Source organism: Salinivirga sp., from assembly GCF_055145285.1.
Genome location: NZ_JBSRDC010000007.1, coordinates 1 through 26229, shown reverse-complemented (window position 1 = coordinate 26229; position 26229 = coordinate 1). Strand labels below are relative to the sequence as shown.

22 protein-coding genes are annotated in these 26229 nt (G+C 40.3%); 10 read left to right on the top strand and 12 right to left on the bottom strand.

Features of this window, described 5'->3' with window-relative positions; genetic code table 11:
- Positions 1-30: 30 nt before the first annotated feature.
- Positions 31-3858 (bottom strand): efflux RND transporter permease subunit, encoded by a 3828-nt coding sequence (locus ACTB0Y_RS01780; RefSeq protein WP_463205071.1) that lies wholly within the window; start codon positions 3856-3858, stop codon positions 31-33.
- 162 nt (positions 3859-4020) lie between these two features.
- A complete protein-coding gene (locus ACTB0Y_RS01775) occupies positions 4021-4386 on the bottom strand; it encodes a hypothetical protein (RefSeq protein ID WP_463205070.1) in 366 nt (121 codons plus the stop codon).
- A gap of 649 nt (positions 4387-5035) precedes the next feature.
- Between ACTB0Y_RS01775 and ACTB0Y_RS01770 the strand changes: the two genes are divergently transcribed.
- Positions 5036-5332: a GIY-YIG nuclease family protein gene (locus ACTB0Y_RS01770; RefSeq protein ID WP_463205069.1), complete on the top strand. Its 297-nt coding sequence runs from the start codon at positions 5036-5038 to the stop codon at positions 5330-5332.
- Between the two features lie 335 nt (positions 5333-5667).
- Positions 5668-6459, top strand: coding sequence for a PKD domain-containing protein (locus ACTB0Y_RS01765; protein WP_463205068.1), 792 nt, complete (start codon positions 5668-5670; stop codon positions 6457-6459).
- A 209-nt stretch (positions 6460-6668) separates the two neighbouring features.
- On the opposite strand, the gene ACTB0Y_RS01760 is transcribed toward ACTB0Y_RS01765, so the two are convergent.
- Both ACTB0Y_RS01760 and ACTB0Y_RS01755 read right to left on the bottom strand, forming a co-directional pair.
- Positions 6669-7430, bottom strand: coding sequence for an NYN domain-containing protein (locus ACTB0Y_RS01760; protein WP_463205067.1), 762 nt, complete (start codon positions 7428-7430; stop codon positions 6669-6671).
- Between the two features lie 60 nt (positions 7431-7490).
- Positions 7491-9077 carry a M81 family metallopeptidase gene (locus tag ACTB0Y_RS01755; RefSeq protein ID WP_463205066.1) on the bottom strand — a complete coding sequence of 529 codons (1587 nt, stop codon included), beginning with the start codon at positions 9075-9077 and terminating at the stop codon, positions 7491-7493.
- A 514-nt stretch (positions 9078-9591) separates the two neighbouring features.
- Here ACTB0Y_RS01755 and ACTB0Y_RS01750 point away from each other — a divergent pair.
- A complete protein-coding gene (locus tag ACTB0Y_RS01750; protein ID WP_463205065.1) occupies positions 9592-10185 on the top strand; it encodes a hypothetical protein in 594 nt (197 codons plus the stop codon).
- Positions 10186-10744: 559 nt separating this feature from the next.
- Here ACTB0Y_RS01750 and ACTB0Y_RS01745 read toward each other — a convergent pair.
- From ACTB0Y_RS01745 to ACTB0Y_RS01735, 3 genes are read right to left on the bottom strand one after another with little or no spacing between them, the layout of a single operon-like run.
- Positions 10745-11494: a copper homeostasis protein CutC gene (locus tag ACTB0Y_RS01745; RefSeq protein ID WP_463205064.1), complete on the bottom strand. Its 750-nt coding sequence runs from the start codon at positions 11492-11494 to the stop codon at positions 10745-10747.
- Between the two features lie 2 nt (positions 11495-11496).
- Positions 11497-13137 (bottom strand): beta-N-acetylhexosaminidase, encoded by a 1641-nt coding sequence (locus tag ACTB0Y_RS01740; RefSeq protein WP_463205063.1) that lies wholly within the window; start codon positions 13135-13137, stop codon positions 11497-11499.
- A 16-nt stretch (positions 13138-13153) separates the two neighbouring features.
- Complete coding sequence (locus tag ACTB0Y_RS01735; protein WP_463205062.1) at positions 13154-14029, bottom strand: pyridoxamine kinase; 876 nt, start codon at positions 14027-14029, stop codon at positions 13154-13156.
- 133 nt (positions 14030-14162) lie between these two features.
- Here ACTB0Y_RS01735 and ACTB0Y_RS01730 point away from each other — a divergent pair, with 133 nt between their 5' ends.
- From ACTB0Y_RS01730 to ACTB0Y_RS01720, 3 genes are read left to right on the top strand one after another with little or no spacing between them, the layout of a single operon-like run.
- Positions 14163-16022 (top strand): glycoside hydrolase family 16 protein, encoded by a 1860-nt coding sequence (locus ACTB0Y_RS01730; RefSeq protein WP_463205061.1) that lies wholly within the window; start codon positions 14163-14165, stop codon positions 16020-16022.
- Positions 16023-16047: 25 nt separating this feature from the next.
- On the top strand, positions 16048-16989 hold the full coding sequence (gene fmt, locus ACTB0Y_RS01725; RefSeq protein WP_463205060.1) for a methionyl-tRNA formyltransferase: 942 nt from the start codon (positions 16048-16050) through the stop codon (positions 16987-16989).
- A 6-nt stretch (positions 16990-16995) separates the two neighbouring features.
- Positions 16996-17985 carry an acyltransferase family protein gene (locus ACTB0Y_RS01720; protein WP_463205059.1) on the top strand — a complete coding sequence of 330 codons (990 nt, stop codon included), beginning with the start codon at positions 16996-16998 and terminating at the stop codon, positions 17983-17985.
- 5 nt (positions 17986-17990) lie between these two features.
- Here the strand turns inward: ACTB0Y_RS01720 and ACTB0Y_RS01715 are convergent, their stop codons facing one another.
- From ACTB0Y_RS01715 to ACTB0Y_RS01705, 3 genes are read right to left on the bottom strand one after another with little or no spacing between them, the layout of a single operon-like run.
- Positions 17991-18977: a lysylphosphatidylglycerol synthase transmembrane domain-containing protein gene (locus tag ACTB0Y_RS01715; protein WP_463205058.1), complete on the bottom strand. Its 987-nt coding sequence runs from the start codon at positions 18975-18977 to the stop codon at positions 17991-17993.
- Positions 18970-19737 carry a glycosyltransferase family 2 protein gene (locus ACTB0Y_RS01710; RefSeq protein ID WP_463205057.1) on the bottom strand — a complete coding sequence of 256 codons (768 nt, stop codon included), beginning with the start codon at positions 19735-19737 and terminating at the stop codon, positions 18970-18972. The genes ACTB0Y_RS01715 and ACTB0Y_RS01710 overlap by 8 nt, the downstream gene beginning before the upstream one ends.
- A 3-nt stretch (positions 19738-19740) precedes the next feature.
- Positions 19741-21714 (bottom strand): beta-L-arabinofuranosidase domain-containing protein, encoded by a 1974-nt coding sequence (locus ACTB0Y_RS01705; protein WP_463205056.1) that lies wholly within the window; start codon positions 21712-21714, stop codon positions 19741-19743.
- 230 nt (positions 21715-21944) lie between these two features.
- Here ACTB0Y_RS01705 and ndk point away from each other — a divergent pair, with 230 nt between their 5' ends.
- Positions 21945-22397, top strand: a complete 453-nt coding sequence (ndk, locus tag ACTB0Y_RS01700; protein WP_463205055.1) for a nucleoside-diphosphate kinase — start codon at positions 21945-21947, stop codon at positions 22395-22397.
- A 145-nt stretch (positions 22398-22542) separates the two neighbouring features.
- Here the strand turns inward: ndk and ACTB0Y_RS01695 are convergent, their stop codons facing one another.
- Entirely contained in the window at positions 22543-22836 is a 294-nt protein-coding gene (locus tag ACTB0Y_RS01695; protein WP_463205054.1) for a DciA family protein, read from the bottom strand.
- A gap of 9 nt (positions 22837-22845) precedes the next feature.
- A complete protein-coding gene (gene recF / locus ACTB0Y_RS01690; protein ID WP_463205053.1) occupies positions 22846-23970 on the bottom strand; it encodes a DNA replication/repair protein RecF in 1125 nt (374 codons plus the stop codon).
- Between the two features lie 128 nt (positions 23971-24098).
- Between recF and ACTB0Y_RS01685 the strand changes: the two genes are divergently transcribed.
- The 3 genes from ACTB0Y_RS01685 to ACTB0Y_RS01675 all read left to right on the top strand — a co-directional run bounded on the left by ACTB0Y_RS01685 (position 24099) and on the right by ACTB0Y_RS01675 (position 25672).
- Positions 24099-24797: a tetratricopeptide repeat protein gene (locus ACTB0Y_RS01685; protein ID WP_463205052.1), complete on the top strand. Its 699-nt coding sequence runs from the start codon at positions 24099-24101 to the stop codon at positions 24795-24797.
- A 76-nt stretch (positions 24798-24873) separates the two neighbouring features.
- Positions 24874-25377, top strand: coding sequence for a 6,7-dimethyl-8-ribityllumazine synthase (gene ribH, locus ACTB0Y_RS01680; protein WP_463205051.1), 504 nt, complete (start codon positions 24874-24876; stop codon positions 25375-25377).
- Positions 25370-25672, top strand: a complete 303-nt coding sequence (locus tag ACTB0Y_RS01675; RefSeq protein WP_463205050.1) for a Dabb family protein — start codon at positions 25370-25372, stop codon at positions 25670-25672. The genes ribH and ACTB0Y_RS01675 overlap by 8 nt, the downstream gene beginning before the upstream one ends.
- The last annotated feature ends 557 nt before the right edge of the window (positions 25673-26229 follow it).

The following is a 26229-nucleotide window of genomic DNA, read 5'->3' as shown; positions in this document are numbered from 1 at the left end:
CGTTTGGTTTTTGAATATCACTTCTCATTTTTATTCAGATATTGCGTTTTCCTGCAATTGGCCTTGTTTGGCAGCGTTTAGAATGCGGCGTTCCTGCCAGAAACTGTAAAGTACGGGAACTACAAACATGGTTAGCACTTCAATGAACATTCCTCCAAATAATGGAATGGACATAGGCACCATAATGTCGGAACCTTTTCCTGTGGATGTGAGAACCGGCAGCAATGCAATGAGCGTGGTGGCGGTTGTCATCATTGCCGGGCGTACTCGTTTTGAGCCTGCCTCGACAATCACTTCCCGCAATTCTTTCACTGTTTTGGGTTTATGACGTTCCATCGATTGCTTGATGTAAGTACTAATCAGCACACCATCATCAGTTGCAATTCCAAAAAGTGCAATAAAACCCACCCATACGGCCACACTCAGGTTGATGGTTTTGATTTGAAACAGTTCACGCAGATTCATTCCTGCCATCTGTGCATCCAAAAACCAGGGCTGACCATACAGCCAAAGCATGATAAAGCCGCCGGAGAAAGCCACCAGAATACCTGAAAATATCAGTGTTGTGGAGGTGGCTGACCGGAATTGAAAATACAATATCAGGAAAATGATGATGAGCGAAATAGGAATGACTAATGCCAGGCGTTTTGTAGCCCGAATCTGATTCTCATAATTTCCCGTAAACACATAACTTACGCCGCCCGGCAATTCAAATTCGCCTGATTCCAATAACCCGTTTAAATGTTCCTGTGCTTTTTCAACCACATCAACCTCGGCAAAACCATCTATTTTGTCGAAAATAACGTACGAAACCAGGAAAGTATTCTCACTTTTAATCATCTGGGGGCCACGCTTGTATGTGATATCTGCAACCTCACTCAGAGGAACCTGCGCGCCCGTTGATGTTGGAATCAATATCTTTTTCAATCCTTCAGGATTATCGCGAAATTCGCGGGCATAGCGCATGCGCACCGGGAACCGTTCACGTCCTTCTACCGTGGTGGTGAGTTTTATGCCGCCCACAGCTCCGGCGAGAACCGTTTGCAATTTTTTTATCGTTAGCCCGTAACGAGCCACTGCATCGCGGTCGATATCTATCTGAAGATACGGTTTACCCACTACCCGATCGGCAAAAACCGACGAACGTGATACGCCTTCTACATCTTTCAAATGTTCTTCAAGTTGGAGACCGACAGATTCAATAGTTTCCAAATCAGGGCCAAACACCTTAATTCCCATAGGTGCCCGCATGCCGGTTTGCAACATTACCAATCGAGTAGAAATAGGTTGCAGTTTGGGAGCTGATGTGAGTCCGGGAATTTTCGCCCGGTCGATAATTTCGTTCCAAATATCGTCTGCAGAGCGAATTTTATCGCGCCATTGCCTGAAATAGTCACCGTTATTATCCTGTATGAGTTGCTCTTTGGGAATTAAACGGAAATCCTCTTCCGCAGGATTATAAGTTGAGCCGTCTTGTAAGACAAAAGCGCCATCATCGTTGGTTTTAAACCGCATACGATGACCATCCTCATCCAAAATATATTCCGGCTTATAGTTAATCACATTCTCGAACATGGACACAGGAGCCGGGTCGAGTGCACTGTTTACCCTTCCCCACTTTCCTACAATAATTTCGACTTCCGGAATGGAGTTTACCCGCTTATCGAGCATCCGGATTACATCAAGATTTTCCTGAACACCTGAATGCGGCATGGTTGTAGGCATCAATAGGAATGAGCCCTCATCGAGATCAGGCATAAACTCTTTACCAAGGCCCGGAACAGCTTCATTTAATGATTGATATGCTTTTGTATCCTTTACAAATTTGGGCATAAAACCGAATATGCGGTCAAAACCCTGCCAGGCCGTAATTCCGAATAAGACAATTAAAATCGGAAGAACCATAAACGCCCATTTATGGTTCAATGTCCATTTCAAAATTGTGGGATAGAAGTACACCACGGTTGACAATACACCGAGAATCACCGCCACAACCATTATCACAAAAAAGAAATTGGCAAACAATGAGTTTTGTGCGCCCAGGGGCATCCAGACTTTTGCCAGAAAGAAAATTACAATAGCGGCTGTAATGGCTATGTTGATGTAATTCACGAAATTTCTTCGTTTTTCGGGCCAACGATCGGCAAAATAGTTATTCACACCAAAAGCCGTGATGGCCAACGCCAGATAATATCCGGTTGATACAGCCAACACAACACCGGCAATGGCTGCAAAACCATTAAGCACTTTTCTGTACTGTTTTTTATCAAATCTCATAGAAAACACCAGGTGAGCAAGCGCCGGAATAATAATCAAACCAATAATCAGCGCCGATACCATGGTGAAAGTTTTGGTAAAAGCCAGCGGTTTAAACAATTTGCCCTCGGCAGCTTCCATAGCAAAGACCGGCAGGAAACTCACAATTGTGGTTAAAATGGCCGTAACAACTGCCCCGGCAACCTCTACAGCGCCTTCATAAATTACATTCAGCAGCTTTTTACCTCTGGCTCCCACGTTTTTGGCCATTTCGATGTGCCGGATAATATTTTCGGTAAAAACCACGCCCACATCAATCATCACACCAATAGAAATAGCAATTCCAGAAAGCGCTACAATGTTGGCATCCACACCAAATTGGCGCATGGTGATAAACGTCATCAACACACCAATGGGCAACAAACTGGAGATGAGAAATGAAGCCCGAAGGTTCATTACCAGCACAACAATTACCAGAATACTAATGAGCAACTGAAGTGAAATGGCTTCTTCAAGCGTACCAAGGGTTTCTTTAATCAATCCGGTACGATCGTAAAACGGCACAATGGTGACTTTCGATTCTGTGCCATCTTCCAACGTTTTAGAAGGCAAACCCGGAGCAATTTCGGCAATTTTTTCCTTTACGTTTTCGATGGCTTTCATGGGATTGGCGCCATAACGCGCCACCACAACGCCACCAACAGCCTCTACTCCACCCTTATCCAGACCACCCCGGCGTGTGCCCGGACCAAAATTAATTTTGGCCACATCGTCTAACGTGATGGGTACATTATTTTTTACAGCTACAACACTTTTCTCCAAATCTTCAAGTTCCTGAATATAGCCGAGGGCCCTGACAAGATATTCGGCGCGATTATATTCAATGGTACGTGCACCAATATCGAGGTTACTGTTTTTTACAGCGCTCATTATTTGGCTGATATTCACGCCGTGGGCTTTCATGGCATCGGGATCAATATCGACCTGATATTCTTTCACAAACCCGCCGATAGAGGCCACTTCCGCCACTCCTTTGGCCGCCGTTAGCGAGTAGCGCACATGAAAGTCCTGCAAAGTACGTAACTCATGCGGGTCCCAGCCGCCTGCCGGATCGCCGTTTTTATCGCGCCCTTCGAGCGTGTACCAGTAAATCTGTCCCAATGCCGTGGCATCAGGCCCCAGCGCAGGCTTTACATCGTCCGGCAAAGTACCCGGCGGCAAAGAATTAAGTTTTTCCAGTATGCGTGTACGACTCCAATAAAACTCCACATCATCTTCAAAAATTACGTAGATACTCGAAATCCCGAAAATTGAATTACTGCGAATGGTTTCAACACCCGGAATACCCAGGAGTGCGGTAGTGAGGGGATATGAAATTTGATCTTCGATATCCTGCGGAGAACGGCCCGGCCATTCGGTGTACACAATTTGCTGATTTTTGCCGATATCGGGGATTGCATCAACTGGAACCGGGTCGTTTGGTAAAATACCTGTATCCCAATTAAATGGTGAAGTTGAAATTCCCCATGCTACGAATACAGCAAGTGCCAGAAATGTAACCAGTTTATTTTCAAGAAAAAACTTTATGGTTTTATTAAACATGTTCCTTTTTGTTTAGGATGCCGTATATGTTCTATCTTCAGCTATTTAAGCGTGTAAGAAGCCCATAACACTAGCATTTGATTGATTATTAATAGAATGAACACTGCTCAAAACTTCAACATATTACTTAGTGACAAGTTTTGAAGAAACAGTGATAATCAATCAACAAAGGAATGTTTGTAAATTAGGTAAAGTATGTAAGTATGAAATTAATGGTGGTGGGCGAATGGTTGTAGGTTCAGTATGAGTTGCATCTGCCGTAAAAAAATCGAAAACATTGTGTTTGGTTGACAGATCAAGCACAGGAACCTCGATTTCTGTTTTTTGTCCCGTATCGTGTTCTGTATCGAGCTGATAGATATCTAGCGTATCATCGCAGCAATCGCAACCGGTATCACAGCATTTTTCGGCCTCGGCAAACAACTTAATATCAAACAGCTCACCATCGGAATAGTGTTTGTTCACCTGCCAGCCAAAAAGGCCGACGATGTATGTGAGTATGGCGATATTTGATAAAAAGTATTTCATACTAATTCAATAAACAAGAGATTAACAAAAATGTTGCCGGGAATTAGATTTTTGGGTGTTTATTTCTTTTTAAAACCCACCAACCGCTGCGGCGGGTCGGTGTTGCCTGTAGGTAAAAAATCGGCGGTGGACAGAACTTGTAACAGGTTGCTTCGGTACTTCGACCATGCAGTAACCACTCCGCTGAGAGAGAGCGTTTTCGATTTTGGGTTTGTGCAGGATAATCGGAGATGCGTCATTGCGAGGGCGAAGCCCGTGGCAATCTGTTGCAAACAACCGCAGCGCAAGCTTGAAACAGATCACTTCGCTGCACTCGTGATGACGTCTCCGATTCTCGGTTTCGGTTTGTACAGACCAATCGGAGACGCGTCATTGCGAGGGCGAAGCCCGTGGCAATCTGTTGCAAACAACCGCAGCGCAAGCTCGAAACAGATCACTTCGCTCCGCTCGTGATGACGCGTCGGTGATTTTGGGTTTGTGTAGTCCAATCAGCGACGTCATTGCGATGAGCGTAGCGAAGTGGTCATTGAGTACAGTCGAAATGAAGCAATCTGTTGAAATAAACGGAACGGTAATCTGAACGGCAGCACTTAGTGCAAGCTCGGCTCAGCCAATCTATGAAAAAATATGTACTTTTGAACAAAAAACAATGAAACGAGGCGGTTTTACCTACATAGCAACCAATAAAAACAACACAGTTTTATACACAGGCGTTACATCTGACCTTTACAAACGAATCAATGAGCATCAAACCGGCTACCATCCCAACGCTTTCACAAAAAAGTATAACGTTACCAATTTGGTATATTTTGAAGTTTTTCCTCGTATTGAAGAGGCTATTGCCAGAGAAAAGCAAATCAAATCCGGGTCTCGGCAAAAGAAAATCGATTTAATTGAGAAGATAAATCCGCAATGGAATGATTTATTGCCGCAAGTGAAACCTTGAAACAGATCACTTCGCTCCGCTCGTGATGACGCGTCGGTGATTTTGGGCTTGCACAGCAAAAACGGCAACGACATCGTCCATTCGGAGACGTCATTGCGAGGGCGAAGCCCGTGGCAATCTTTTGCAAACAACCGCAGCGCAAGCTCGAAACAGATCACTTCTTCGCCAGCCGGCGGATCGTGGTGACGCGTCGTTGCTTGTGGGTTTGTACGGTTTAATCGGAGACGGCCACATCTTACGGAATATTGTAAAAAAACTCCATTAAATATTGTTGTTTTACTTAAATCTTTAATTTTGTCGTTCATTTTATAAATTATATTAAAAACACATTTACCATGAAACAATTTACTTTATTAGTATTACTTTTCGCAGCTATGGTCTCTTGTTCTGACGATGAAAACGATGGAACAAAGCCAGTTTCAGATTTTGAATTGACTGTAAGCGGGGAATCTCCAAATGCAAAATTAACAATTAATAATTTGAGTTCCGATGCCACATCTTATGAGTGGAGCTTTAGCGCAGGTGCAAGTGTAGAAACATCGGAAGAAGCCGAACCTCAAAACATTACAGTCGATAAAGCAGGAAAATTATATGTTATGTTGACTGCTAAAAATAGTGAAGGCAGCGATAGCAAAACAGATTCTATCGAAGTTGCAGGCTTTAGCGCAATTGAAACTTATACAGACATTACTTTTGGCCTTAATGAGAACTCAACTTACGGCAGGTTTTATTCATTTGACACAGAACAAATTTATACAGCTAATCTCATTAATGGCGAAAATGGAAGCTCCATACATATTGGATTCAACTCAAATACAACATCAGTGATGAAGTTTGTCAGCCCGGACAATGCTAATGATGCTGGTGTAGCAATTCCTAATGCTACGCATACCATAGTCGACAATTACCAAAGTAGTCCGGTTATTACTGTTGAAGAATTTGACAGCATGACTAACGACAGCTTATTGGTTGATATGACAGTTACTTATGATCAGGATGTTTTTGGTTCGTCAACAATCCCCAACATGATTTTCTTTGAATTAGAAGATGGTAGAAAGGGAAGTATAAAAGCAAAAGAGCTGAATTCTGATAATATCGTAACCGATATAAAAATACAGAAATACTAATCAAATTATGAAAGCCTCTTAGTTGTTAATAATCACTAAGAGGCTTTTTTTACTATTTACAACTAATTCGCTTCTTAAATTTAGCCTTTTGCATTACCAATCTTCTCCTCGAGAAAGATTAACAAAATCGCTACGTTTGCTTTTGCTCCAAAAATGAATTTTAAATTACTTAGGCAGCACGAACCTAAAAAAGCTGAAGTTTATAAAACTCAAACTTTCTTCTTCGGGCCGGATTTCGTTTTCTCTTTATTTTTCACAAAAATTAGTTTATTACGGCTTTTGGGGTTTTCGCGCTGTTCTATTTCAAACTGACCGATTGATTTTATCAATGGTGTAAGTTTTTCGAAACCATAATTCCGTGAGTCAAAGTTTGGTTGTTTCTTTTGCAACAAGCTACCTACATCTCCCAAAAAGGCCCAACCATCGTCGTCTGACAAATCGGATATGGTAGAAGATATAAGTTTAATATCCTTTCGGGTGATTTTATCCACAGACTCTTTACTCTGTTCTTTTCCATCGTCATCAGTTTGTTTATCAGCCTGTTTCTTCAGAATTTCAAGGTAAATAAACTTATCGCAGGCCACGATAAACGGACTGGGGGTTTTCTTCTCGCCAATACCAATTACCTGCAAACCGGCCTCACGCAAACGGGTTGCCAGGCGGGTAAAATCACTATCGCTTGAGACCAGACAAAATCCCTGGACCTTTTGTGCATAGAGGATGTCCATTGCGTCAATTATCATGGCAGAATCTGTTGCATTTTTGCCCGATGTGTAGCCATATTGTTGAATGGGCGTAATAGCGTTCTCAAGCAACAAGCTTTTCCATTTTGCTAAATTAGGCTTGGTCCAATCGCCATAAATTCGTTTAATGGTAGGATTTCCATATTTGGCAATTTCCTCCATCATTTCTTTTACATTGCCCGGAGGAATATTATCGGCGTCGATTAATACTGCAAGATTTGTATTCATAAGTGTATTATTTTCTATTTTTTCAAACTATAACAAACCAAATTAATTGGTTAAAACAAATTAATTTTCAATTAAAGCTTTTTGTTCATTGGATAATGGAATAAAACGGGCAGACAAATCCGGCTCAGCCATGTCTTTATCTAAAGGATACATGGGACGCTTGATACGTTTGTATGGTAATCGTTCTAAATTTTGATCTACCCCGCCCGGTGTCAGCGCCATGATCCAGTCGCCGCGCATGTTGTACAATTCAGGCACCAGATATCCAATTTTCACAACCAATATATCAGCTTCACGTGGTTTTAAATTAAGGTTGGTAAAATCAGCCTCGTGATGGTAGGGTTTACGTTTTTTGGTTACTATTACCCGAGCACTTCCAACGCGCACCACAACTTCAACTCCGGCGTGTTTATCTCCTTTATTGATTGCTTCCACTACGCCTTTAAGCCTGACTGGCCCTTCATAGCGGTTATCTACTTCAGCACCTGCATACTCGTTAACTTTTCCTCCCACGCCAACCTCCAGGGCTTTTTCAACCAGTTTGGGGCCGGGTATAGATGCATAAATTAATGTTGGGCCTTCAACCTTTTGGAAAGCCGCTTTATTGAGAATTTGCTTCAAAGTCCAGGTAACATCACCGGCACCGCCGGCTGTGGGATTATCACCCATATCGCTGATAATAAATGGCTTTTTATCGCTTTGCAACGCCATATTAAGGCTTTCATTTAGTGTAGCCACAGGCGCCACAAACTCAAACTGTTCCCGCACATCCCAAAAACTTTGCGCCAGTTCTTCAGCCGATGCTTTCACCTGCTTTTTGTCATCTCCTGTAACCATTACCACCGCATGGTTTCGGGGCTCATCGGCCCAGGCATAACCTACCCAGAGGGCAGCATCTAACACACCTTCTTTATGGGTCATAGGGTTTACTTTGGCATATAAACTTTTGGCGGGCTCAATACGCGTACTGGTCTTTTCGCCCGGCAGCAAAATTGGCACAGGAATCCACGCTTTGTAAGCTGGCCTTCCCTTGCCGGACTCAATCCGGTCAAGTAAATTTGTCAATGCACGTTTTTTAGACTCAAGGGCATCCTCATGCGGCGCCATTCGGTAACAGGTAATTAAATCTGACTGATGCGCCAGTTGCGGGGAGACATTTCCATGCAAATCCATTGACGTTGAAATTAAAGCATCTTCCCCTACCACATCACGCACGCGGCGTATCATATCTCCTTCAGGATCGTCCAGACCGACTACGCTCATGGCACCATGAATATCGAAAAAAACGCCGTCGTAGGGTACATTTGCCTCCAGTTTTTGCAGCATTTTTGCCATCAAACTTTCATAAGCTTCATTGGTCACAATACCTCCTGGCAATGCATGTCCACGTAGAGCTGGAAAATACCTGGCTCGTTTTCTTGTGGCAGAATCCTCACTTAAAAACGGATAATACGTGTAAATCTCATCTCCCACTCTGGCATGAAAAGCATCTTGGTGGGTTTGTGCCGGAGAAAAAGTACTGGATTCTATTGCCAGTCCGCAGATTGCTATTCGCGGAAGTTTATTTGTTGCATCAGGTGTTTTTTGTTTTGGATTGCAGCTTATGAAAAATAAAAAGGCTAGTAGAATTATGGTTGTGTTTTTCATTTTGAGCAGAGATTTCGATTTTGTGATAGTCAAATTTAATGAAAATTTACCTGAACCACCGCTGAATTAGAAACTGAAACAACAAATCGATCTAATCTAATTATCTGTTGTAAAGTTTCAAACAAATTCTTTCACTATGGACGAAATGAGGGTTTCAATACAACCAAAGACGTCATTATTTTCAAGCAAACTGGCATAGAGGCATTTAACATTCACATAATTTGAAGCAAATCCAACATAAAAACCTCATAGCAAAAGGCAATAATTATATGTGACTTTTAAAATATACGGGGACTTTCTTTCGAAAGCTATCAAAGCAAAAACCTTAATCTTTTAACAACCATTTTTTTATAACTAATTTCACGTTTTAATCGCACAGTGAAAAAAAAATTTTACTTTTGAACGCAATACTCTTAAAACGACACTTTATTAAATTACTTTTTTTTGCAGATAACCTATTGATAGCTTAAGTTTTTTATTATAAGTCTCATTTTTAAATATTAAATTCAATTTTATGAAGAAAATTAGTTTACTTTTTGCCTTATTAAGCTTATTATTTGTTTTTAGCGCTAATGCGCAAAGAATTTCGATTGGTGGTTTTGTTGGTTACGCTTCTCCTCAGGGTGATGCTTTTACTTACGATGAAGGTTCTGGTGGAAAAGGAGGCTTTGGGTATAGTGTTGATATCCTTTATCACCTGCCACAATTTGATAACAAACTTGCTGTAGGGTTAGTATACAATGATGCTCTTTTAGTGGGTGGAGGTTCGTCAGACAACAATTTCGACCTCGATATGTACCTTTTGGGTATCCGCGGAATTAAAGGACTTTACCGTTTTTTTGACAGCAAGGTATCACCATATGGCGCAATTTCAGCTGGAGCATCACGTTTAGAGGTGCCTGAAGTTACATCAGATGGTCAGGTTATTGCTGAGGGTGGATCCACTTATGCTTTTGGAGTAGCTCCTGAAATTGGCGTAGAGCTTGGAGGTTTTACAATTTCTGCTATGTACCTATTACCTATGAAATATGAAACATGGGGCGACCAAAAAGAATCAGCCGGTTCAATACAGTTCTCAATTGGTTGGCGTGGTGGATTTGACCTATAGTCAAAATAAAAATATAATCAATTACATAGCAAAACCGGTTGGAAATAATACCCAATCGGTTTTTGTTTTATTATGTTAGCTGTTAGAATAAGGCTGGATTTGCAATTCAGCTGAACGTTCGTGCAGTTTGAAGCAGACTGCTTCGCTTGCTTCGGGGCTCCAAACCCCCTGAAGGGGGAACCGCCACCGCATGGCCGGCAGGGAAACAGATCACTTCCCCACCGCGCACCTCACTAACTCTCCAAAAGAGCGGACTCCAACCGTGCAGCCATTACAGAATTTTTATCATACGGCTATGCGCAGCAAAACGAACAAAATTACCCACAATCAGCTTAATACTCTGTACTACAGCCTGATCGAAGCGCACCTTCTCCTTGAGGCTGTGTCAGGCTCTCGACTGAAGAAGGTTAGGATGAGGTGAAAAACCGCGAGAGAAGCTTGAAACAGATGGCGTCGTTTCCGACTTCATCGGAACAGGCTGTTCCTCCTCGCCATGACGTTTCCATATTTGGAATTGTGCAGCTCAAACAAGGGATTACTATTCCTCATTTTCAGATGACTATACTTCTTGTAATATCTTCAGCATTTCACGAATCTGCTCCTGATCAACCGAAATGTGCCTGAATTCTTCCGGATTAGTACTACCACTCATGCTAACGGTTTGGTTTTGGTAATTCATTTTACCTTGAACAAATGTTTTGGCGCTGCTATGATATTCCAGGGCATTTGTAGAATGAATAAGTTCCGAAATGTTCTTTTCGTTCACACCACCTCCGGGCATTATAATAATATTGTTTTGAGCTCTCTGAACCAGCTTTCCAATTAAATCGGCTCCCTCTAAAGCACTATTCATACGTCCAGAGGTTAGTATGCGAATTACGCCTAATTCAATAAGCTGATCTAATGCTTTGCATGGATCTTTGCACATATCAAAAGCCCGGTGAAAAGTCACTTCCATACTTCCAGCCAATTCTACAATTTCGCTGGTTCTTTTGCTATCAATTTCACCCTCTGTAGTTAAAAAACCAACCACCACTCCATTTGCCCCAAGTGTTTTTATTTGCCTTACATCCTCTTTGATAATTGCATACTCCAGTTCCGAATATAAAAAATCGCCACCACGTGGACGCACAATCACGTTTACCGGCACCTCAAGATTGTCAACCACTTTTTGAATTGTGGCAAAAGAGGGCGTAGTACCTCCTTCTGCATAATTATCGCATAACTCAATGCGATGGGCTCCGGTTGCTTCAGCCAGAATAGCGGATTCAGCCGTATAGCAACATATTTCTAGTTTTCGATCAGTCATTACTAATTGTCTTCGAAGATATATTTGGCATAATTAATATTATTCGCCTCCAACCATTTGGCAAAATTTTTAAACCGGCGCTTAAAATCTTCAAAATCCTGCTTTTTTTCATCCGTCCACAGCACCTCTGCCAGAGCAGCCATACGGGGCATCACCATATGTTCCACATGTTCAGGGGTTTTCATGTATTCTGTCCACACGTTTCCCTGCGCGCCCCAGACAAATTGGCGTAAACTATCCGGAAAGTTACTATTGATAGGTTTTTTGATGTAAAGTGAATCCACCGGTGTGCAGCCGCCAATGGCTAATGGTTCAATAGAATCTTGTAAAGTGGTTTGATAATGATCGAAATAGCAAAGCGAAGCAGGTGTAAAAATCACCTTATGTCCATTTTGGGCAGCTTCAATGGCCGGACTGGGTTTGTGCCAACTGCGCCAGAAGGTAACCACGGCGTCATCAGGTGCTCCACCTTCTAAAATTTCGTCCCACCCGATAATGGCTTTGCCTATTTTTCGCAAATAATCGGCCATGCGATTAATGAAATAGCTTTGCAGCGCAGCTTCATCGGTAAGGTTCAATTCTTTTATGCGCTGCTGCACGCGGCCAGAAGCTTTCCACTGATCTTTCACTGCCTCATCGCCGCCAATGTGAATATATTTTCCGGGAAATAGTTCAGCAACTTCATCTAAAACACCCTCCAGAAAATCAAAAGTGGATTCTTCCACGTTGTAAATGTAAGGCGAAACACCCCAACGTGTCCACACACCAATTTTCTCGCCCGTAACACCTAATTCAGGATAAGCTGCAATGGCTGAGCGGGCATGTCCGGGCATTTCGATTTCGGGAATGATTGTTATTCCACGTAAAGTGGCATAAGCTACAATTTCCTTAATTTCTTCCTGTGTATAAAACCCTTCATGCGGAATGCCATCGTATTCAAAAGGTTTCACACCTCCATGTCCTGTCAGGGTTTCATTTCGTTTTGAGCCAATTTCAGTTAATTTCGGATATTGCTTAACTTCTATGCGCCAACCCTGATCATCGACCAAATGCCAGTGAAAATAGTTCATTTTGAGCATGGCCATCATATCAATATACTTTTTGACAAATGCTACGGGCATGAAGTGACGGGCCACATCGAGGTGCATGCCACGATACTTGTAATTGGGCGCATCTGAAATATGCTGACAAGCTATGGCTTTTTGGTCAGCTACCGCAAAAAATAAAAGTTGCCTTAAGGTTTGTATACCATATTTCAATGCTTGCCTACTGCCTGATTTTAACAGCACCTGATTATCGGTTATCTCTAACTTATAATGGTCTTTTTTCAGGTTACCATCAAGCATCAGTTCCACTTTCTGGTCTACATTGTCTGTAACAATAATGCTTTGCTCCGTCAAATATTTCCGCAACAGTTCAACTTCAGCATTAAGAGACCCGTCAGAAATCAGATCCACACCATTACTAATGTTAAAAAATCCGGTGTAAAACACCACACTATCTGGTTTTGGAATTAATGCGGTTTGCTGATTTATTTGCTGTCTACCACAAGACATTAGCATCAGCGGCAACATGATTGCTAAAACAAAGTGCTTGAATGCAGGTAAATACATAATGACGGGTTGACAGATTCTTATCTTCATAAAACTGTGGAATTACTTATTTTTTTAAAACCTCATAACTACTCAGTTGTACCGGAGACTTCAATGCAGGCAGCACTTTTTCCAATAAAATACCCTCTTTCTCATCATAATGAAATCCAAAAGTTGAGCGCACGCCATGCGAAATAAATTGTACGGCACGGTCGAGCGACATGGGTAAATTATCGCCCTGCAAAAGCGAGCCAAGCAGTACACTTGCAAAAGTGTCGCCAGTGCCAGGATAAGCGGCAGGCAAATAATCTACGGGTACTTTCCAATAACGGCCATCCTGACGGTTATAGGCAACAACTGCGGTTTTGCCATCATCGTCATCGGGTACACTAGTTACCACAATAATTTCGGGCCCCAGAGCAGTCAATTGATCAATGGCGAGAATGGTATCTTTTGTGTTGCGAATCATCTCAGGGTCGTTATTGAGTAGCAGTCCAACTTCTGTAATATTGGGTGTAATGATATCGGCTTTACACACCAGTTTGCGCATTTCATTGACCATCTCCTGGTTAAAAGGTCCGTAAATTTTTCCATTGTCACCCAAAACCGGATCGATCATTACCATGGTATCCTTGTCCTTAAATTGATCTATGAAATGTATCATCATATCAATTTGTCTGGCAGACCCCAGAAAACCACTGTAAATAGCATCAAACTGGAGGTTGAGCTCTTTCCAGTGTTCCATAATGCCGGGTATATGGTCGGTTAAATCCACAAACCGGTAATTTTTAAATTGACTATGTGTTGATAACACAGCTGTGGGAATTGGACACACCTGAAAACCCATTGAACTTAAAACCGGAATAACAACTGTTAGAGAGGCTCTTCCATACCCACTCAAGTCATGAATTGCAGCTACCTTTTGCACTGGATTTTTTAACATAGCAGTAAAAAATTTTGTTCAAACCGATGGTTCATCATACAAATTTGCCAATTATTTCACAATAAAGTACCACCAAACCTGTGAAATTTGTATATTTATCCACTTGATCAGTTACACAAACAATTGAATCATTATGGCAAATTTGTGGTTAAAAAACATACTTGGGCAAATTCCGGACACTGAAAAACTGGAATCAGCACGGAACCAATTGGTTGAAGAACAAAAACGGCATCAGGAAATTGATGAATCTGACATGCTTAAAGAATATGAAGACCTGAAAGCATACATTGAATCGGATGAGTTTCAGCAAAAGAAAAAAGAGATAGAATCCATAATTTATACAGGCAGTGATGAAGAAAAACTCATAAACGAGTTCACTAATCTGCAAAAAGATAAAAGCATACAACTTTATTTTAAAACGCTTGAATCTAATGAGCTCAAACGGTTTGAAGAGATAGCCGCAAGCGAGAAGCTTGCAAGGTACAATGAAATTAAAGAAACCGTAGAAAGTGGTCAGATAGAAGAGATTAAAAAGCAGATGGATGCTGACCACAAAGCAGAGCTTGATAAAGCAAAACGGTTTAAAAGCTTAAAAAAACAGCCCGACCTCAAAAAATACTTCAAACTAATCAATAGCCCGGGATTCAAGACCTATAAAAGCCTGAAAGATAGTGATAAACTTAACAGTTTCAATTCATTAAAAGAAGCTGTAGCGGGCTTTGATTACAGTAAAATAAATAAAGAAAACGAGACCGAATATAAGGAGCAAATTGACCAGCGGGATCAATACCAGAACCTTCAAAAAGATGGTGAGCTCAAAGTATATTTTAAATTCGTCAATGCAGGACATCCCGACTTCATAGATCAAACATCGGGCGGCGAATTAATGAATGAGTATGAAGCACTGGAAATCTATCTGCAATCAGATGAATACCAGGATAAACTTAAAGAAACCACTTTTAAAAATTCCGATTTATTCAAAGTTCAGCAAGAGTACAAACAATTGCAAAAAGATCCGGATATTAAGTTCTACCGCAAGTTTGAGCAATCGAAACAGTATAAAAACTACCTTGAAGTAAAAGAGAGCGACAAACTGAAACGCTATTATGAACTCAAAGAACAAACGGAAGATCCCGCGTTCACAGAAAAAGTGGAATACCTGAAAGACGACAAGAAATTTGAGAAAACAGAGGAATATAAAAGCCTGGCAAAATTTAAGGAACTGGAAAACAACGAAGATTTAAAATGGTACTTTAAAGCTACCGAAGAAGACCGGTTTAAAGCAATACGTCAGTGGGAAACCATTTTTTCTGATGATTTTGATGAACAGCAATTGAATAATGATGTCTGGTCCCCTGTGGTTTTTGCCGGAATGATGGCTTTCAATGACAACTATGTAACCAAAGGCGAAAAACAATTTTTCACTAAAGGTGACAATCTGCGTATTGACCAGTCGGCACTCAAGATAGAAACGAAAAAAGAACATACCAAAGGTAAAACCTGGAGTAAAAAACTAGGTTTTATGGAAAATGAGTTCGATTTTACTTCCGGTACCCTTAATACCGCTAAAGCTTTCCGCTTCAATCAGGGTAAGATTGAAGCCAAAGTCAGCTTACAGCAACCAAGCAACATTGTACACGGACTGAGTCTGAAAGGAGAACAAATCACCCCACACATAGATCTTATTAAAACAGGGAATGGCAATGGATTTGAAGTACGCTACATTCCCAAAGAAAATGGCAAGCAGGTTATCAGTCATAAAATAAAAGGCATCAATATAAATGACAAGTTTTTTATTTACAGCCTTGAATGGAATGAAAACGAGCTTATCTGGTCATTGAACAACATTGAAGTAGCAAGGGAGCCCCATCAACTCAATGGCGAGGAACTTTACATTAATCTGGCATCCATTTTAGAGAAGCAACCGGAAAATCTTCCGGCCTATTTTACCGTGGACTGGATTAAGGTTTCTAAAAAACAAGCAGTAGAATAATATATTCACCTCGAAAATAACTCATATGCGCATAATTTTCATGGGCACTCCTGATTTTGCCGTAAAATCGCTGGAGACCCTTAACATTAATTATAATGTAGTAGCAGTGGTTACTGCACCAGACAAAAAACGTGGAAGAGGACAAAAGGTAATACCCACACCCGTTAAAGAATTTGCTGTAAAAGCCGGTATACCGGTACTGCAACCCACCAACCTGAAGGATCCAGAGTTTATTGACGAACTTAAGGCACTCCAGCCAGACCTGAATGTTGTAGTAGCATTTCGGATGCTACCGGAGGCTGTATTCGACTTACCAACACACGGGTCAATAAATTTGCATGCAAGCATACTGCCTGACTACCGGGGTGCAGCTCCAATAAATCATGCCATAATTAACGGTGAAAAACAGACAGGAGTAACAACATTTTTTCTGGAAAAAAATATAGATACAGGCCGCATCATCATGCAGCATAATGTAAATATTTACCCAAACGATACTGCAGGTACACTACATGATAAACTCATGGTTACAGGTGCTTCCATTTTAAGTGCCTCAGTAAATGAAATAGAAGAAGGCACAGCAGAAGCAATTCCACAAATCAGGAAATCAGACAAGTTTGCACCAAAAATTTACAAAGAAGACTGTGAAATAGACTGGTCGCAAGATGGCAGAGTAATACACAATTTCATACGCGGACTATCTCCCCACCCGGCAGCCTGGACAACTTTCACAAAAAACGGGAAGCCATTTACGGCCAAAATTTTCACGGGACATTATACCAGCGAGGATCACGACATCATTCCCGGCATCATAAAAACAGACCAAACCACCCTGGCAATAGCTGTTAAAAAAGGCTGGTACGAAATTAAGGAGCTTCAGCCCCAGTCTAAAAAACGCGTCTCAGCAGAAGAATTTCTCAGGGGATTGCAAAAAAATGATGAGCTCAAGCTGGAAAGACTATCATAAAGCAATATGAAAAGAATTGCCGGGTTAGACACTTTACGTTTCTTAGCTTTTCTGGCGATTTTCTTTTTCCATAGTGCCTCAGATTGGATTTATGGTTATGGAAGAGTCGATTTTTTCTTTGTATTATCCAGTTTCTTACTAACATGGCTGACACTGCGGGAAATTGATACTACAAACGGTTTTTCAAAAAGGAACTTTTTCTGGCGCCGTGCACTTCGCATTTTTCCATTATACTTTCTTGTATTAATAGTCCTAATGGGACTTCTGCCATTGATGACATATTTTTGGGACTTTTCGGTATCTATGCCCAAAAAACCATGGATGTACTGGTTATTTTTGTCAAATTATGAAAATTCTGATACCCTTTTTTCATTGAAACTCCTTTGGTCCGTGAGTGTACAAGAGCAATTTTATCTCATATTTTTATTCATAGCAAACTCTTTTAAACGACATCTCTGGACTTTTGTTATATTACTTGTAATAACCTATGTTACTTTTATGTTATGGGCCGGGAACAATGAGTTTTCAACATATTCGCATACCATTACCCATTTTGTAAATTTTGCTGCCGGTATGGCAGGAGCCTTCCTATTTTACAATAAAAAATATAGAATAAAATTTACCATGCTGGTTTTTGTATTCAGTTGTTTATCCCTGATTTTAATCACACCCCCCATTATATATCATATTCAACTATCAATTTGCTTCATTTCCCTAATACTGGTATTTATAGAATGGGCTCCCCGAATAAAAAAAAACAGAGTCTTTATGTTAACTGAAAATTTGGGTCGATACACCTATGGATTATATGTATACAGTGGTTTTACAATCACTATTGGCACTATATTTTTAGAAGATTGGCACCCATTGTTGGCTATAACATCAGAACTATTTGCAACATATATACTTGCTATGGTTTCTTACGACTTTTATGAAAAACAATTTCTAAAATTAAAACCTTATTTCAGGAAGAAAAGCCACTTATCCTCAGGATAAAAGCCTCAACCGCTGGTTGATTTGTTTCTGTTCACAATGGGCAACACTGCAAAAGCAATTGCGCCCAGAGGCAAATGCACCAAATTGGTTACAGCATGGGCCATTAGTGCAAAAACGGCAGCTGTATCGTGTCCAATACCGAAGAGCATCAGACTTTGTATGGCTAAAAAATGCCACGCTCCCATACCTGACTGAATTGGCAATAAAAATGCTGAAGTGGCTACACCAAAAGTAAAAGCTGCTGCAGTGAAACTAACATCTTTCATGGGTGGATAAGCAAAAATGAGCACATAAAACATCAATAACCAGAGGACGTAAATCAAAACAGATTGTAAGATGTACCATAACTTTCCCTGAATCTTGTAAAGCGAAGTGAAACCTTCTCTAATATCATGACCGACCGCCTTCAATTTATAGCGAAAACGCTCAAACACATTGAACTTTCTTAGAATAAACCAGGCAACCAGCAAAAAGACTACAGAGCCACCAATAATTATCATCACAGTAGAGAAACTCAAATTTTGCATACTGATTTCTGGCAACTCTATAATTTTAATTATTAACGGCATTTGCCACACCAACAGGGCTACAAAAATCAGGAACAAAATAAATAAATCGGTGAGCCTTTCCACGAGTGCTGTACCAAACAATTTTGCCAGCGGAATTTTATCATAGCGATTAATAACACCAAGCCGTGCTATTTCTCCTCCACGTGGTATCACCTGGTTGGTAAATGCAAGAACGATAACGGACAAGAATATATTTGTTGTGCGTGGATTGTAGTTCATGGGTCTGAAAAGCATCTTCCAGCGCAGACCCCGCACAAACTGACTTAAAATATTAATTAGAATCGATAGACCTATCCAGAACGGATTGATTTTATTCAATTCACTGTATAACTGATCGAGTTTAGTATCGCGAAAAACCAACCACAAAAGACCGATGCCCACAATTAGAAAAACTGCAGACCTGACAATACGCTTTCTATCCATTATTTTTTAGTAAAACCTGAATTTTTTCGTTCAAATCTTTATGCAATTTTTTGAACGATTCCTTAATATTGTCGCCTTGCTCGCCGAATGAGTTGGAAATACGCTGTGTAATAAGGTCATAATTTTTAAGTAAAGTAACAGCGATTTCTTTTCCTTCATTTATAAACTCCCTCGTAGCTTTATCGGCCGTTGTTTTATCATATTTTGTAGGATGTGTAAGCCCATCGAGTAAGGTATACTTAATTTTTTTTCCATGTGCCTGAAAATACAAATTCATATAGGTTTCTACCCCAAATCGAATATCCTGAATGTTCTCAAGAATGGGCTCAAGATCTTTTTTATACAAAGCACGCTCACCCGTTAGGCTTTTAAATGGATTTACACGATAATCAATGAGGGTTTCAGAAGGTGAACCCAGCACCATGTCGGCCTCATCTTCCAGTGGATCGAGCAACTGATTGAAATGTTCCTTTTTTATACCTGATACATCAGCATCAAAAAACAGGATAATTTCTCGCTTGGCATGCTCTACACCAATAACCATGGCATTACTCTTACCCTGGTTCTCATCGAGCTGGATATACCGAAAATCGAGCTCCTGATTTAATTCTCTTAAAATTTGCTCTGTTTTATCCTGTGAGCCGTCATCAACAACTATAATTTCACTCTCCGGGTTATATGCTCTACATTTCGAAACCACATCCTTTATTGTTGGTTCTTCATTATAGGCACAAATTACTATACTGGTTTTATCCTTCATATCTTATTTTTTATGGTTAGCTTTTGTAAATGCTACACGGCGAAATATAGTATTCCCCATGGGAATTAACAAATATCGATCTCGATTTCCTTTTCTATCTGCTAGCGTAGCTTCTATCTTCACTGCCGGTTTATCCCAGGGTGTGAGAAGATTATCCGCTTTTGCCGGGATAAATTGCAAAGGTTCGTTCACATCCAGTTTCAACTTCCAGTTGCTTCTGTCTTTTGCTTTTATTTTATACCTGTGAAAACCACTGTTATGATGTTCTTTTACTTTCTTGGTTTTATGCTCAAATGGTAAAGCATAAACAAGCGGTCCACGTTGAATGTATACACCTTTACCTTTAACAGTTTTTGATTTTGGATGATCGTGTTGCCTTATCTTAAAATTAAACTGAACTGATACCTTATCGCCTTGTTTCCATTCGTGGCGTAACAATACCCTGTCGTCCAATTCTTCGACTTCAGCACCTGCTGGTTTCTGAAGTTTAAAGTCCTGACAATTAAAAGGTTTCCGCAGCACCAAATCAAATTCAACAGGCTTTTCAGGTGCTATGTTAAAAGTTATTTGATCGGAAAACGGATAATCTGTGTCTTCGATAATCTTAACCGGCACACCATTCAAAGAAGTTTCTAAGGTGTTGGGTCCATAAAGCATAGCTGCTAATTGATTGTCATTGGCAGCCTTCATCCACATGCCTTCTACGTAGTAAGGCATTAACCTGCCCGCATTGAGCGCACAACACGCAGCGGCAAAGTGTGCAGCATCGTATGACTCACGCTTGGCTATTTCACTGTGATTAATTTTTATGCGGTTATCGGTCGTGAGATAAGAAACAGCCTTTAAAACAGGCATTCGTGCACCCTGCCCTGCATTAAAAGTCATCTTCTCAATGCGATCGGCTAAGTTAAAATTGCCGGTAAAAGCAATCATTTTATTCATTGGACTAATCATCTCGGCAATACCGCAATATTCGTAATGCTCATCAGCCGTACCTTCACGACCCTTTATCCATTCATCGCAACGCATAGCCCCGCCGGGGGTAAGATGTTGTTTCAGCTTTTCCATTACATTACCTGCGGCGCTATCCAACGCATGACCCGATTGTATTGTAGCTATAAATTCCGGCACAAACAATCCTTCAGCAATATGGGCGCCATGCTTTTCAAACAATTGTTCTTCATTGAGTAACAGTTCGGTTTTTAAATCATCATCTCTGATGGGGCCTTCATTAAAATCTTCGTACAATTTGCCTGCAAAACGGAGATATTCCGTTTTTCCTGTAAGCCTGTAGAGCCATTCCAGGTTTTCAAAAAAACCAACTCCATGACTCACACCGCCACCTTTTGAAGTATGCGAAAAATAGTTTTTATCCTGATATTGCTGCATCACGAGCTGAGTGGCTTTTTCGGCAGCATCTAAAATTTTTTGTTCGCCGGTAAATTCGTAATAAGCCAACATGGCCATTAAAACCCTGCTGGTAGTCCACAACTCACCGTTGCCTCGATCGTGATGAAAACGGCAACCCGTGGCTTCACAGTCCTGATAAATTCCAATATAACCTTCCGTTCCGGTATTTTCCAGTAATTCATTCATCCATGAACGCATTTCATTGATGTAGGCACTGTCTCCGGTAAGAAAAGCCATGCGTACCACAGCATCTTTCCAATAACCTTCGTGTTCTCCACTCCACCATTCTTTACGTAACGAGAATTTTCGTTTACTTATCCGGTTTTGGTTAAAAAACACATCGTGGGTAACCGTAGGATTCACTTCGGCGTAATGGCCTACATAACCATCGTTTAAATCACGTTCTAATTGTTTATTTATCCATCCACCCGGATTGATATCACCGGCTTTTAGAATTTGAAACTTATAAATATCTGTCAAAATATTCCTTTCTTTTGTCTGTTGTTCAACAAAGCTACTATTCAATGCAAAACTAAAACTCATAATCAATACCAGATATGCAAACATCTGCTACTCCTGTTCTTTTTTATGTCCACAATCGTTTATATAACTAACTCATACCACCCTTGAGTTGTTGAAAAAAATTGAAATAATATTATCAATAATCCAAAACAAAACTTATTTGCAGCGAGATATTAGTAACTGATTGACTTTTTATTTGGATTCTTTTTATCTTAGCTGAACAAATCATTGTATTAAATGTATTTCATGAATGTTTAATTAATAAAACTCACAACATGTCAGAAACTATTACGCTCACTATTATTAAGCCGGGTGCTGTAAAGAATGAGCATATCGGACCCATTTTAGATAAAATCTCAAATGCTGGCTTTCACATTGCGGCCATGAAAATGGTACAACTTAGCCGAAGCGAAGCCCGCAGTTTCTATTGTATACACAAAGAAAAACCATTCTTTGAAGATTTGGTTGAATTTATGGTATCAGGACCCATCGTTGCGGCTATTTTACAGAAAGAAAATGCTGTAGATGATTTTCGTAAGCTAATAGGCAATACCGATCCGCAAAAGGCCGATCCGGGTACCATACGAAATATGTTTGCAAAATCAGTACAGGCCAATGCTGTACATGGATCGGATAGTGACGAAAATGCCCAAAAAGAGAGTGAATACTTCTTTGCAGGGTATGAGAAATTTTTTGAAGTTAAAAAAACGGGCTGTAGTGAAAGCTAGATGAATTGCTGAAGCCGCCAGTAGCGCACAATTGTTTTTTGCTTTTTATCCTTCATCTTCCTTAACTTCTTAATGGTAAAAAAGAATAACCATTAATGAAAGAGCATTAAGTTGTTTTTTGAAGACAAATACTGCGTGCACAGAATTAGGAATTAAACTCAATATCAGATACAACTTCACTCCCCGCCTCCTGGTTGATTTTTTCAATCAGGGGTGTTTTTATCATTTCGAGTTCGCGCCGCGCAACTGCTGATTTCATTTTAACAATAAGCCTGTCGTCTTTAAATTTCACATTGTCTGTATAGCGAGCGGCCATTTTTCCCACATAATTTTCCCAGTGGTTCACCACATGCGCCCTGACTATAGGTGAATGTTTGTTTTGCTTTTTAAGCCAATTATCAATTAAATCGCCCAGCGAACTTTCATTGCTTCTTCTCATTGTATTAATTTATTCTACCGGTGAAATTTGTCCATTTACTACATTAAAGATACGAAAATCTGATGAAACTTTCTCAAGCACTTTGTCAATCCTTACCTTATTGGCATCTGTAATAAAAATTTGCCCGAAACTATCTTTGGCCACCAGTGAAATGATGCGTTCAACCCTTGAAGCATCGAGCTTGTCGAAAACATCATCGAGTAACAACAAGGGTTTTTTATCCATGGTTTTCTTAATGAGCTCGAACTGTGCAAATTTGAGTGACACCAAATAAGTTTTCTGCTGCCCTTGCGAGGCGGTCTTCTTTACATTGCGGTCGCCAATCATAAACATCAAATCGTCGCGATGTATCCCTTTAGTTGTATATCGCGCCAGCTGATCTGCCTTGCGGTTTTGCTTCAACAAATCGTTTAGCTTGCCATCAAAAATATCGGATCTATACTGTAGGGAAACCGCTTCCTGCTGACCGGAAATATAATTGTAGTATTCCTGAAAATCGGGTATTAACTGTTCAAGAAGTTCCTTGCGCGCTTCAAAAATGGGCATGGCGTTTTTATGTAATGCTTCGTCCCACATCTCAAGCGAGGTTTCATCCCAATAATTTTGTTCTGCAAAAAGTTTTAACAAGCGATTTCGCTGTTCCAGCGCTTTATTGTAATCGATAAGTTTTTGAAGGTAACTGCGATTATGGGTAGAAATTAACGTATTGATCAGCCTTCTGCGCTCTTCACTACCGTCGTGTATGAGCTGTGTATCGCTGGGTGTACTGAGTACAACAGGAATTAATCCAATATGATCAGACAGGCGCTGATACTCCTTTTTATTCCGGCTGAATTTCTTTTTCCGCCCCTCCTGCACACCACAAACAATTTTCTCCTCTTCGTCGCGCAAATTAAAATTGCCATCAATCATAAAAAATTGATCGCCTTGCTTAATATTTTGTAGATCAGGAATATTAAAACAGCTTTTACAATAAGATAAATAATATACAGCCTCGAGCAAATTGGTTTTCCCAGCACCGTTATCTCCTACAAAACAGTTAATTGCCGGCGACAGATCTAACCCGGCAGATTCATAATTTTTAAAATTCAGTAGTGTAAGCTTGTTCAAATACATGGGTGCAAAATTAATCATTGCACCTTAGATTTTGTATAAAAAACAGAAAACTTACCCACAATCGTTTAACAGCTCGTAAATTTATTTGCCGATGAAATAATTTCGCTTAATTTTGCGCTGAATTAATAGAAAAATCTGTAAGGAAGATGTCAAAAAAGAAGAAACAAAACCAGGCACAGGAATCAACATTTGAGAATGTTGAACAGGCGTTGAGTCGCACAGAGCATTTCATTGAAAAGAATCAAAAAACAATCACCACTGTAGCTGTAGTGGTAGCCCTCCTCGTAATAGGATATTGGGGGTATCAGAAATATATCATGCAACCTAAAATTATGGAAGCGCAGGAAATGATTTTCCCGGCTGAACAATATTTTCAGCGCGATTCATTTAACCTGGCACTCAACGGGGACGGAAACAATTATGGTTTCCTCGATATTATTGACGAATATGGTTCAACACCATCAGGAAACCTGGCTCAGTATTATGCCGGTATAAGTTATCTTCACATGGGCAACTTCACAGAGGCTGTAGACTACCTGAAAGATTACTCTGCCGAAGACATTATGACCCGGGTAACTTCTAAAGGAGCCATTGGTGATGCATATGTAGAAATGGGTGAAAACATTAAAGGCGCAGAATACTACCAAGAAGCTGCCAATGTTTTTAAAAATAGATTTACTTCGCCTATTTATCTAATGAAAGCTGCACAGGTGTATTACACCGAAGGACAGTACGAAAAAGCACTGGAGCTTTACGAACGTATCGAAAAAGAATTTCCGGAAAGTCGCGAATACCGGCAAATTGAAAAATACATAAGCCGCACAAAGGCTATGATGAATTCATAACCAAAGGCTTAACGAGATTAAAGGAGGTGTTAAAAAATACCTCCTTTTTTATTAAGAACAATAAAAATTTGGACCTATGGCTACCTCATTAAAAAACCTCTCCGATACATCTATACAGCCTATACCGGACGCCACCGGATACAAATTTGGAATTCTTGTGGCAGAATGGAATCCTGAAGTAACAGAATCGATGGGCAAAGCAGCCAAAGATACCCTCATTGAACATGGCGTAAAACCCGAAGATATACTCTTCAAATATGTACCCGGAAGCTATGAATTGTCGTTGGGTGCGCAATACATGGCTGAATACACCGATGTTGATGCCATAATTGTACTGGGTTGCGTAATACAAGGTGAAACAAGACACTTCGATTTTGTGTGCAAAGCCGTAACAGAGGGAACAAATGAAGTAAGTTTAAAATACAATATTCCTGTGGGCTTTGGCGTGCTGACTACCGAAAACCAGCAACAGGCACTTGACCGCGCAGGAGGCAAACACGGCAACAAAGGCGTAGAAGCAGCCGGTGCAGCCATTAAAATGGTAGCATTGAAACACGAAATCAATCAGGCTGATGATTAAGCATATTGTAATGTGGCGACTGCATGAGGAAGTAGATGGACGTTCGAAGGCCGGGATTAAAAGCATTTTCTTAAAAAAACTTACAGAGCTTCCGGCCCAAATTCCACAAATCGAGCGGTTTGAGTATGGGGCGAATGCCATTGAACAAAAAGAACAAGCCGATGTAGTGCTAATAGCCGAATTTGAAAACCGCCAGTCGCTTGATGTTTATCGCAATCACCCGGCACATTTAAAATTCATAGACAATATTAAAAATTTCCGATTCGAAAGGCGAGTGGTTGATGTAGAATACTAATCGCTATAACTTCTCAAAGGTACCCCCGGGATTTTTTTCGGGGGTTTTTCTTTGGGATAATTTTAGGTTTCACCTTTTTTAATTTGATTAATCTATACTGAAGTTGTCTGATTTCTTTTTATATTCAATTGCTTCTTCTTGTAGATAAGCTTATTTTATTGACTTTCTATATCCCTTACAACTCTATATAAATAAGGAATAAAGTAAAACAAATGCAGGTATGAATGATCAGTTAAACAGATTGCGGACTTTTTTTACTAAACTTTTTTTCTTGAAAAAAAAAGTTACAATCGCATGTCGCCCTAGCTTTAGCGATGGCACAAAAATTCAAGATCAAATTACGCTTCATCCCTCCCTGTTCAATAAATTAAATGACATATAAAAGCTGGGCAAGCCTCTTTTATGTCATTTATATTGATTGAACCCCGATTATGAAAATATAGCGCAACTGCCTTCGACAGTTGCTAATATTTTCTATATCGGGATTTACTCTCATACAATCCATAATTATGATTTTCAATCATTTTATGGATTAATTCGAGTAGAACATTCACCCC

What these genes read in the sequence shown, in the direction of transcription:
- fmt (WP_463205060.1), top strand. Translation starts at nt 16,048, where the DNA reads ATGCGCATAATTTTCATGGGCACTCCTGATTTTGCCGTAAAATCGCTG.
- ribH (WP_463205051.1), top strand. Translation starts at nt 24,874, where the DNA reads ATGGCTACCTCATTAAAAAACCTCTCCGATACATCTATACAGCCTATA.
- recF (WP_463205053.1), bottom strand. Translation starts at nt 23,970, where the DNA reads ATGATTAATTTTGCACCCATGTATTTGAACAAGCTTACACTACTGAAT.
- ACTB0Y_RS01775 (WP_463205070.1), bottom strand. Translation starts at nt 4,386, where the DNA reads ATGAAATACTTTTTATCAAATATCGCCATACTCACATACATCGTCGGC.
- ACTB0Y_RS01750 (WP_463205065.1), top strand. Translation starts at nt 9,592, where the DNA reads ATGAAGAAAATTAGTTTACTTTTTGCCTTATTAAGCTTATTATTTGTT.
- ACTB0Y_RS01720 (WP_463205059.1), top strand. Translation starts at nt 16,996, where the DNA reads ATGAAAAGAATTGCCGGGTTAGACACTTTACGTTTCTTAGCTTTTCTG.
- ACTB0Y_RS01760 (WP_463205067.1), bottom strand. Translation starts at nt 7,430, where the DNA reads ATGAATACAAATCTTGCAGTATTAATCGACGCCGATAATATTCCTCCG.
- ACTB0Y_RS01730 (WP_463205061.1), top strand. Translation starts at nt 14,163, where the DNA reads ATGGCAAATTTGTGGTTAAAAAACATACTTGGGCAAATTCCGGACACT.
- ACTB0Y_RS01735 (WP_463205062.1), bottom strand. Translation starts at nt 14,029, where the DNA reads ATGTTAAAAAATCCAGTGCAAAAGGTAGCTGCAATTCATGACTTGAGT.
- ACTB0Y_RS01710 (WP_463205057.1), bottom strand. Translation starts at nt 19,737, where the DNA reads ATGAAGGATAAAACCAGTATAGTAATTTGTGCCTATAATGAAGAACCA.
- ndk (WP_463205055.1), top strand. Translation starts at nt 21,945, where the DNA reads ATGTCAGAAACTATTACGCTCACTATTATTAAGCCGGGTGCTGTAAAG.
- ACTB0Y_RS01745 (WP_463205064.1), bottom strand. Translation starts at nt 11,494, where the DNA reads ATGACTGATCGAAAACTAGAAATATGTTGCTATACGGCTGAATCCGCT.
- ACTB0Y_RS01755 (WP_463205066.1), bottom strand. Translation starts at nt 9,077, where the DNA reads ATGAAAAACACAACCATAATTCTACTAGCCTTTTTATTTTTCATAAGC.
- ACTB0Y_RS01740 (WP_463205063.1), bottom strand. Translation starts at nt 13,137, where the DNA reads ATGAAGATAAGAATCTGTCAACCCGTCATTATGTATTTACCTGCATTC.
- ACTB0Y_RS01715 (WP_463205058.1), bottom strand. Translation starts at nt 18,977, where the DNA reads ATGGATAGAAAGCGTATTGTCAGGTCTGCAGTTTTTCTAATTGTGGGC.
- ACTB0Y_RS01770 (WP_463205069.1), top strand. Translation starts at nt 5,036, where the DNA reads ATGAAACGAGGCGGTTTTACCTACATAGCAACCAATAAAAACAACACA.
- ACTB0Y_RS01765 (WP_463205068.1), top strand. Translation starts at nt 5,668, where the DNA reads ATGAAACAATTTACTTTATTAGTATTACTTTTCGCAGCTATGGTCTCT.
- ACTB0Y_RS01685 (WP_463205052.1), top strand. Translation starts at nt 24,099, where the DNA reads ATGTCAAAAAAGAAGAAACAAAACCAGGCACAGGAATCAACATTTGAG.
- ACTB0Y_RS01780 (WP_463205071.1), bottom strand. Translation starts at nt 3,858, where the DNA reads ATGTTTAATAAAACCATAAAGTTTTTTCTTGAAAATAAACTGGTTACA.
- ACTB0Y_RS01675 (WP_463205050.1), top strand. Translation starts at nt 25,370, where the DNA reads ATGATTAAGCATATTGTAATGTGGCGACTGCATGAGGAAGTAGATGGA.
- ACTB0Y_RS01705 (WP_463205056.1), bottom strand. Translation starts at nt 21,714, where the DNA reads ATGTTTGCATATCTGGTATTGATTATGAGTTTTAGTTTTGCATTGAAT.
- ACTB0Y_RS01695 (WP_463205054.1), bottom strand. Translation starts at nt 22,836, where the DNA reads ATGAGAAGAAGCAATGAAAGTTCGCTGGGCGATTTAATTGATAATTGG.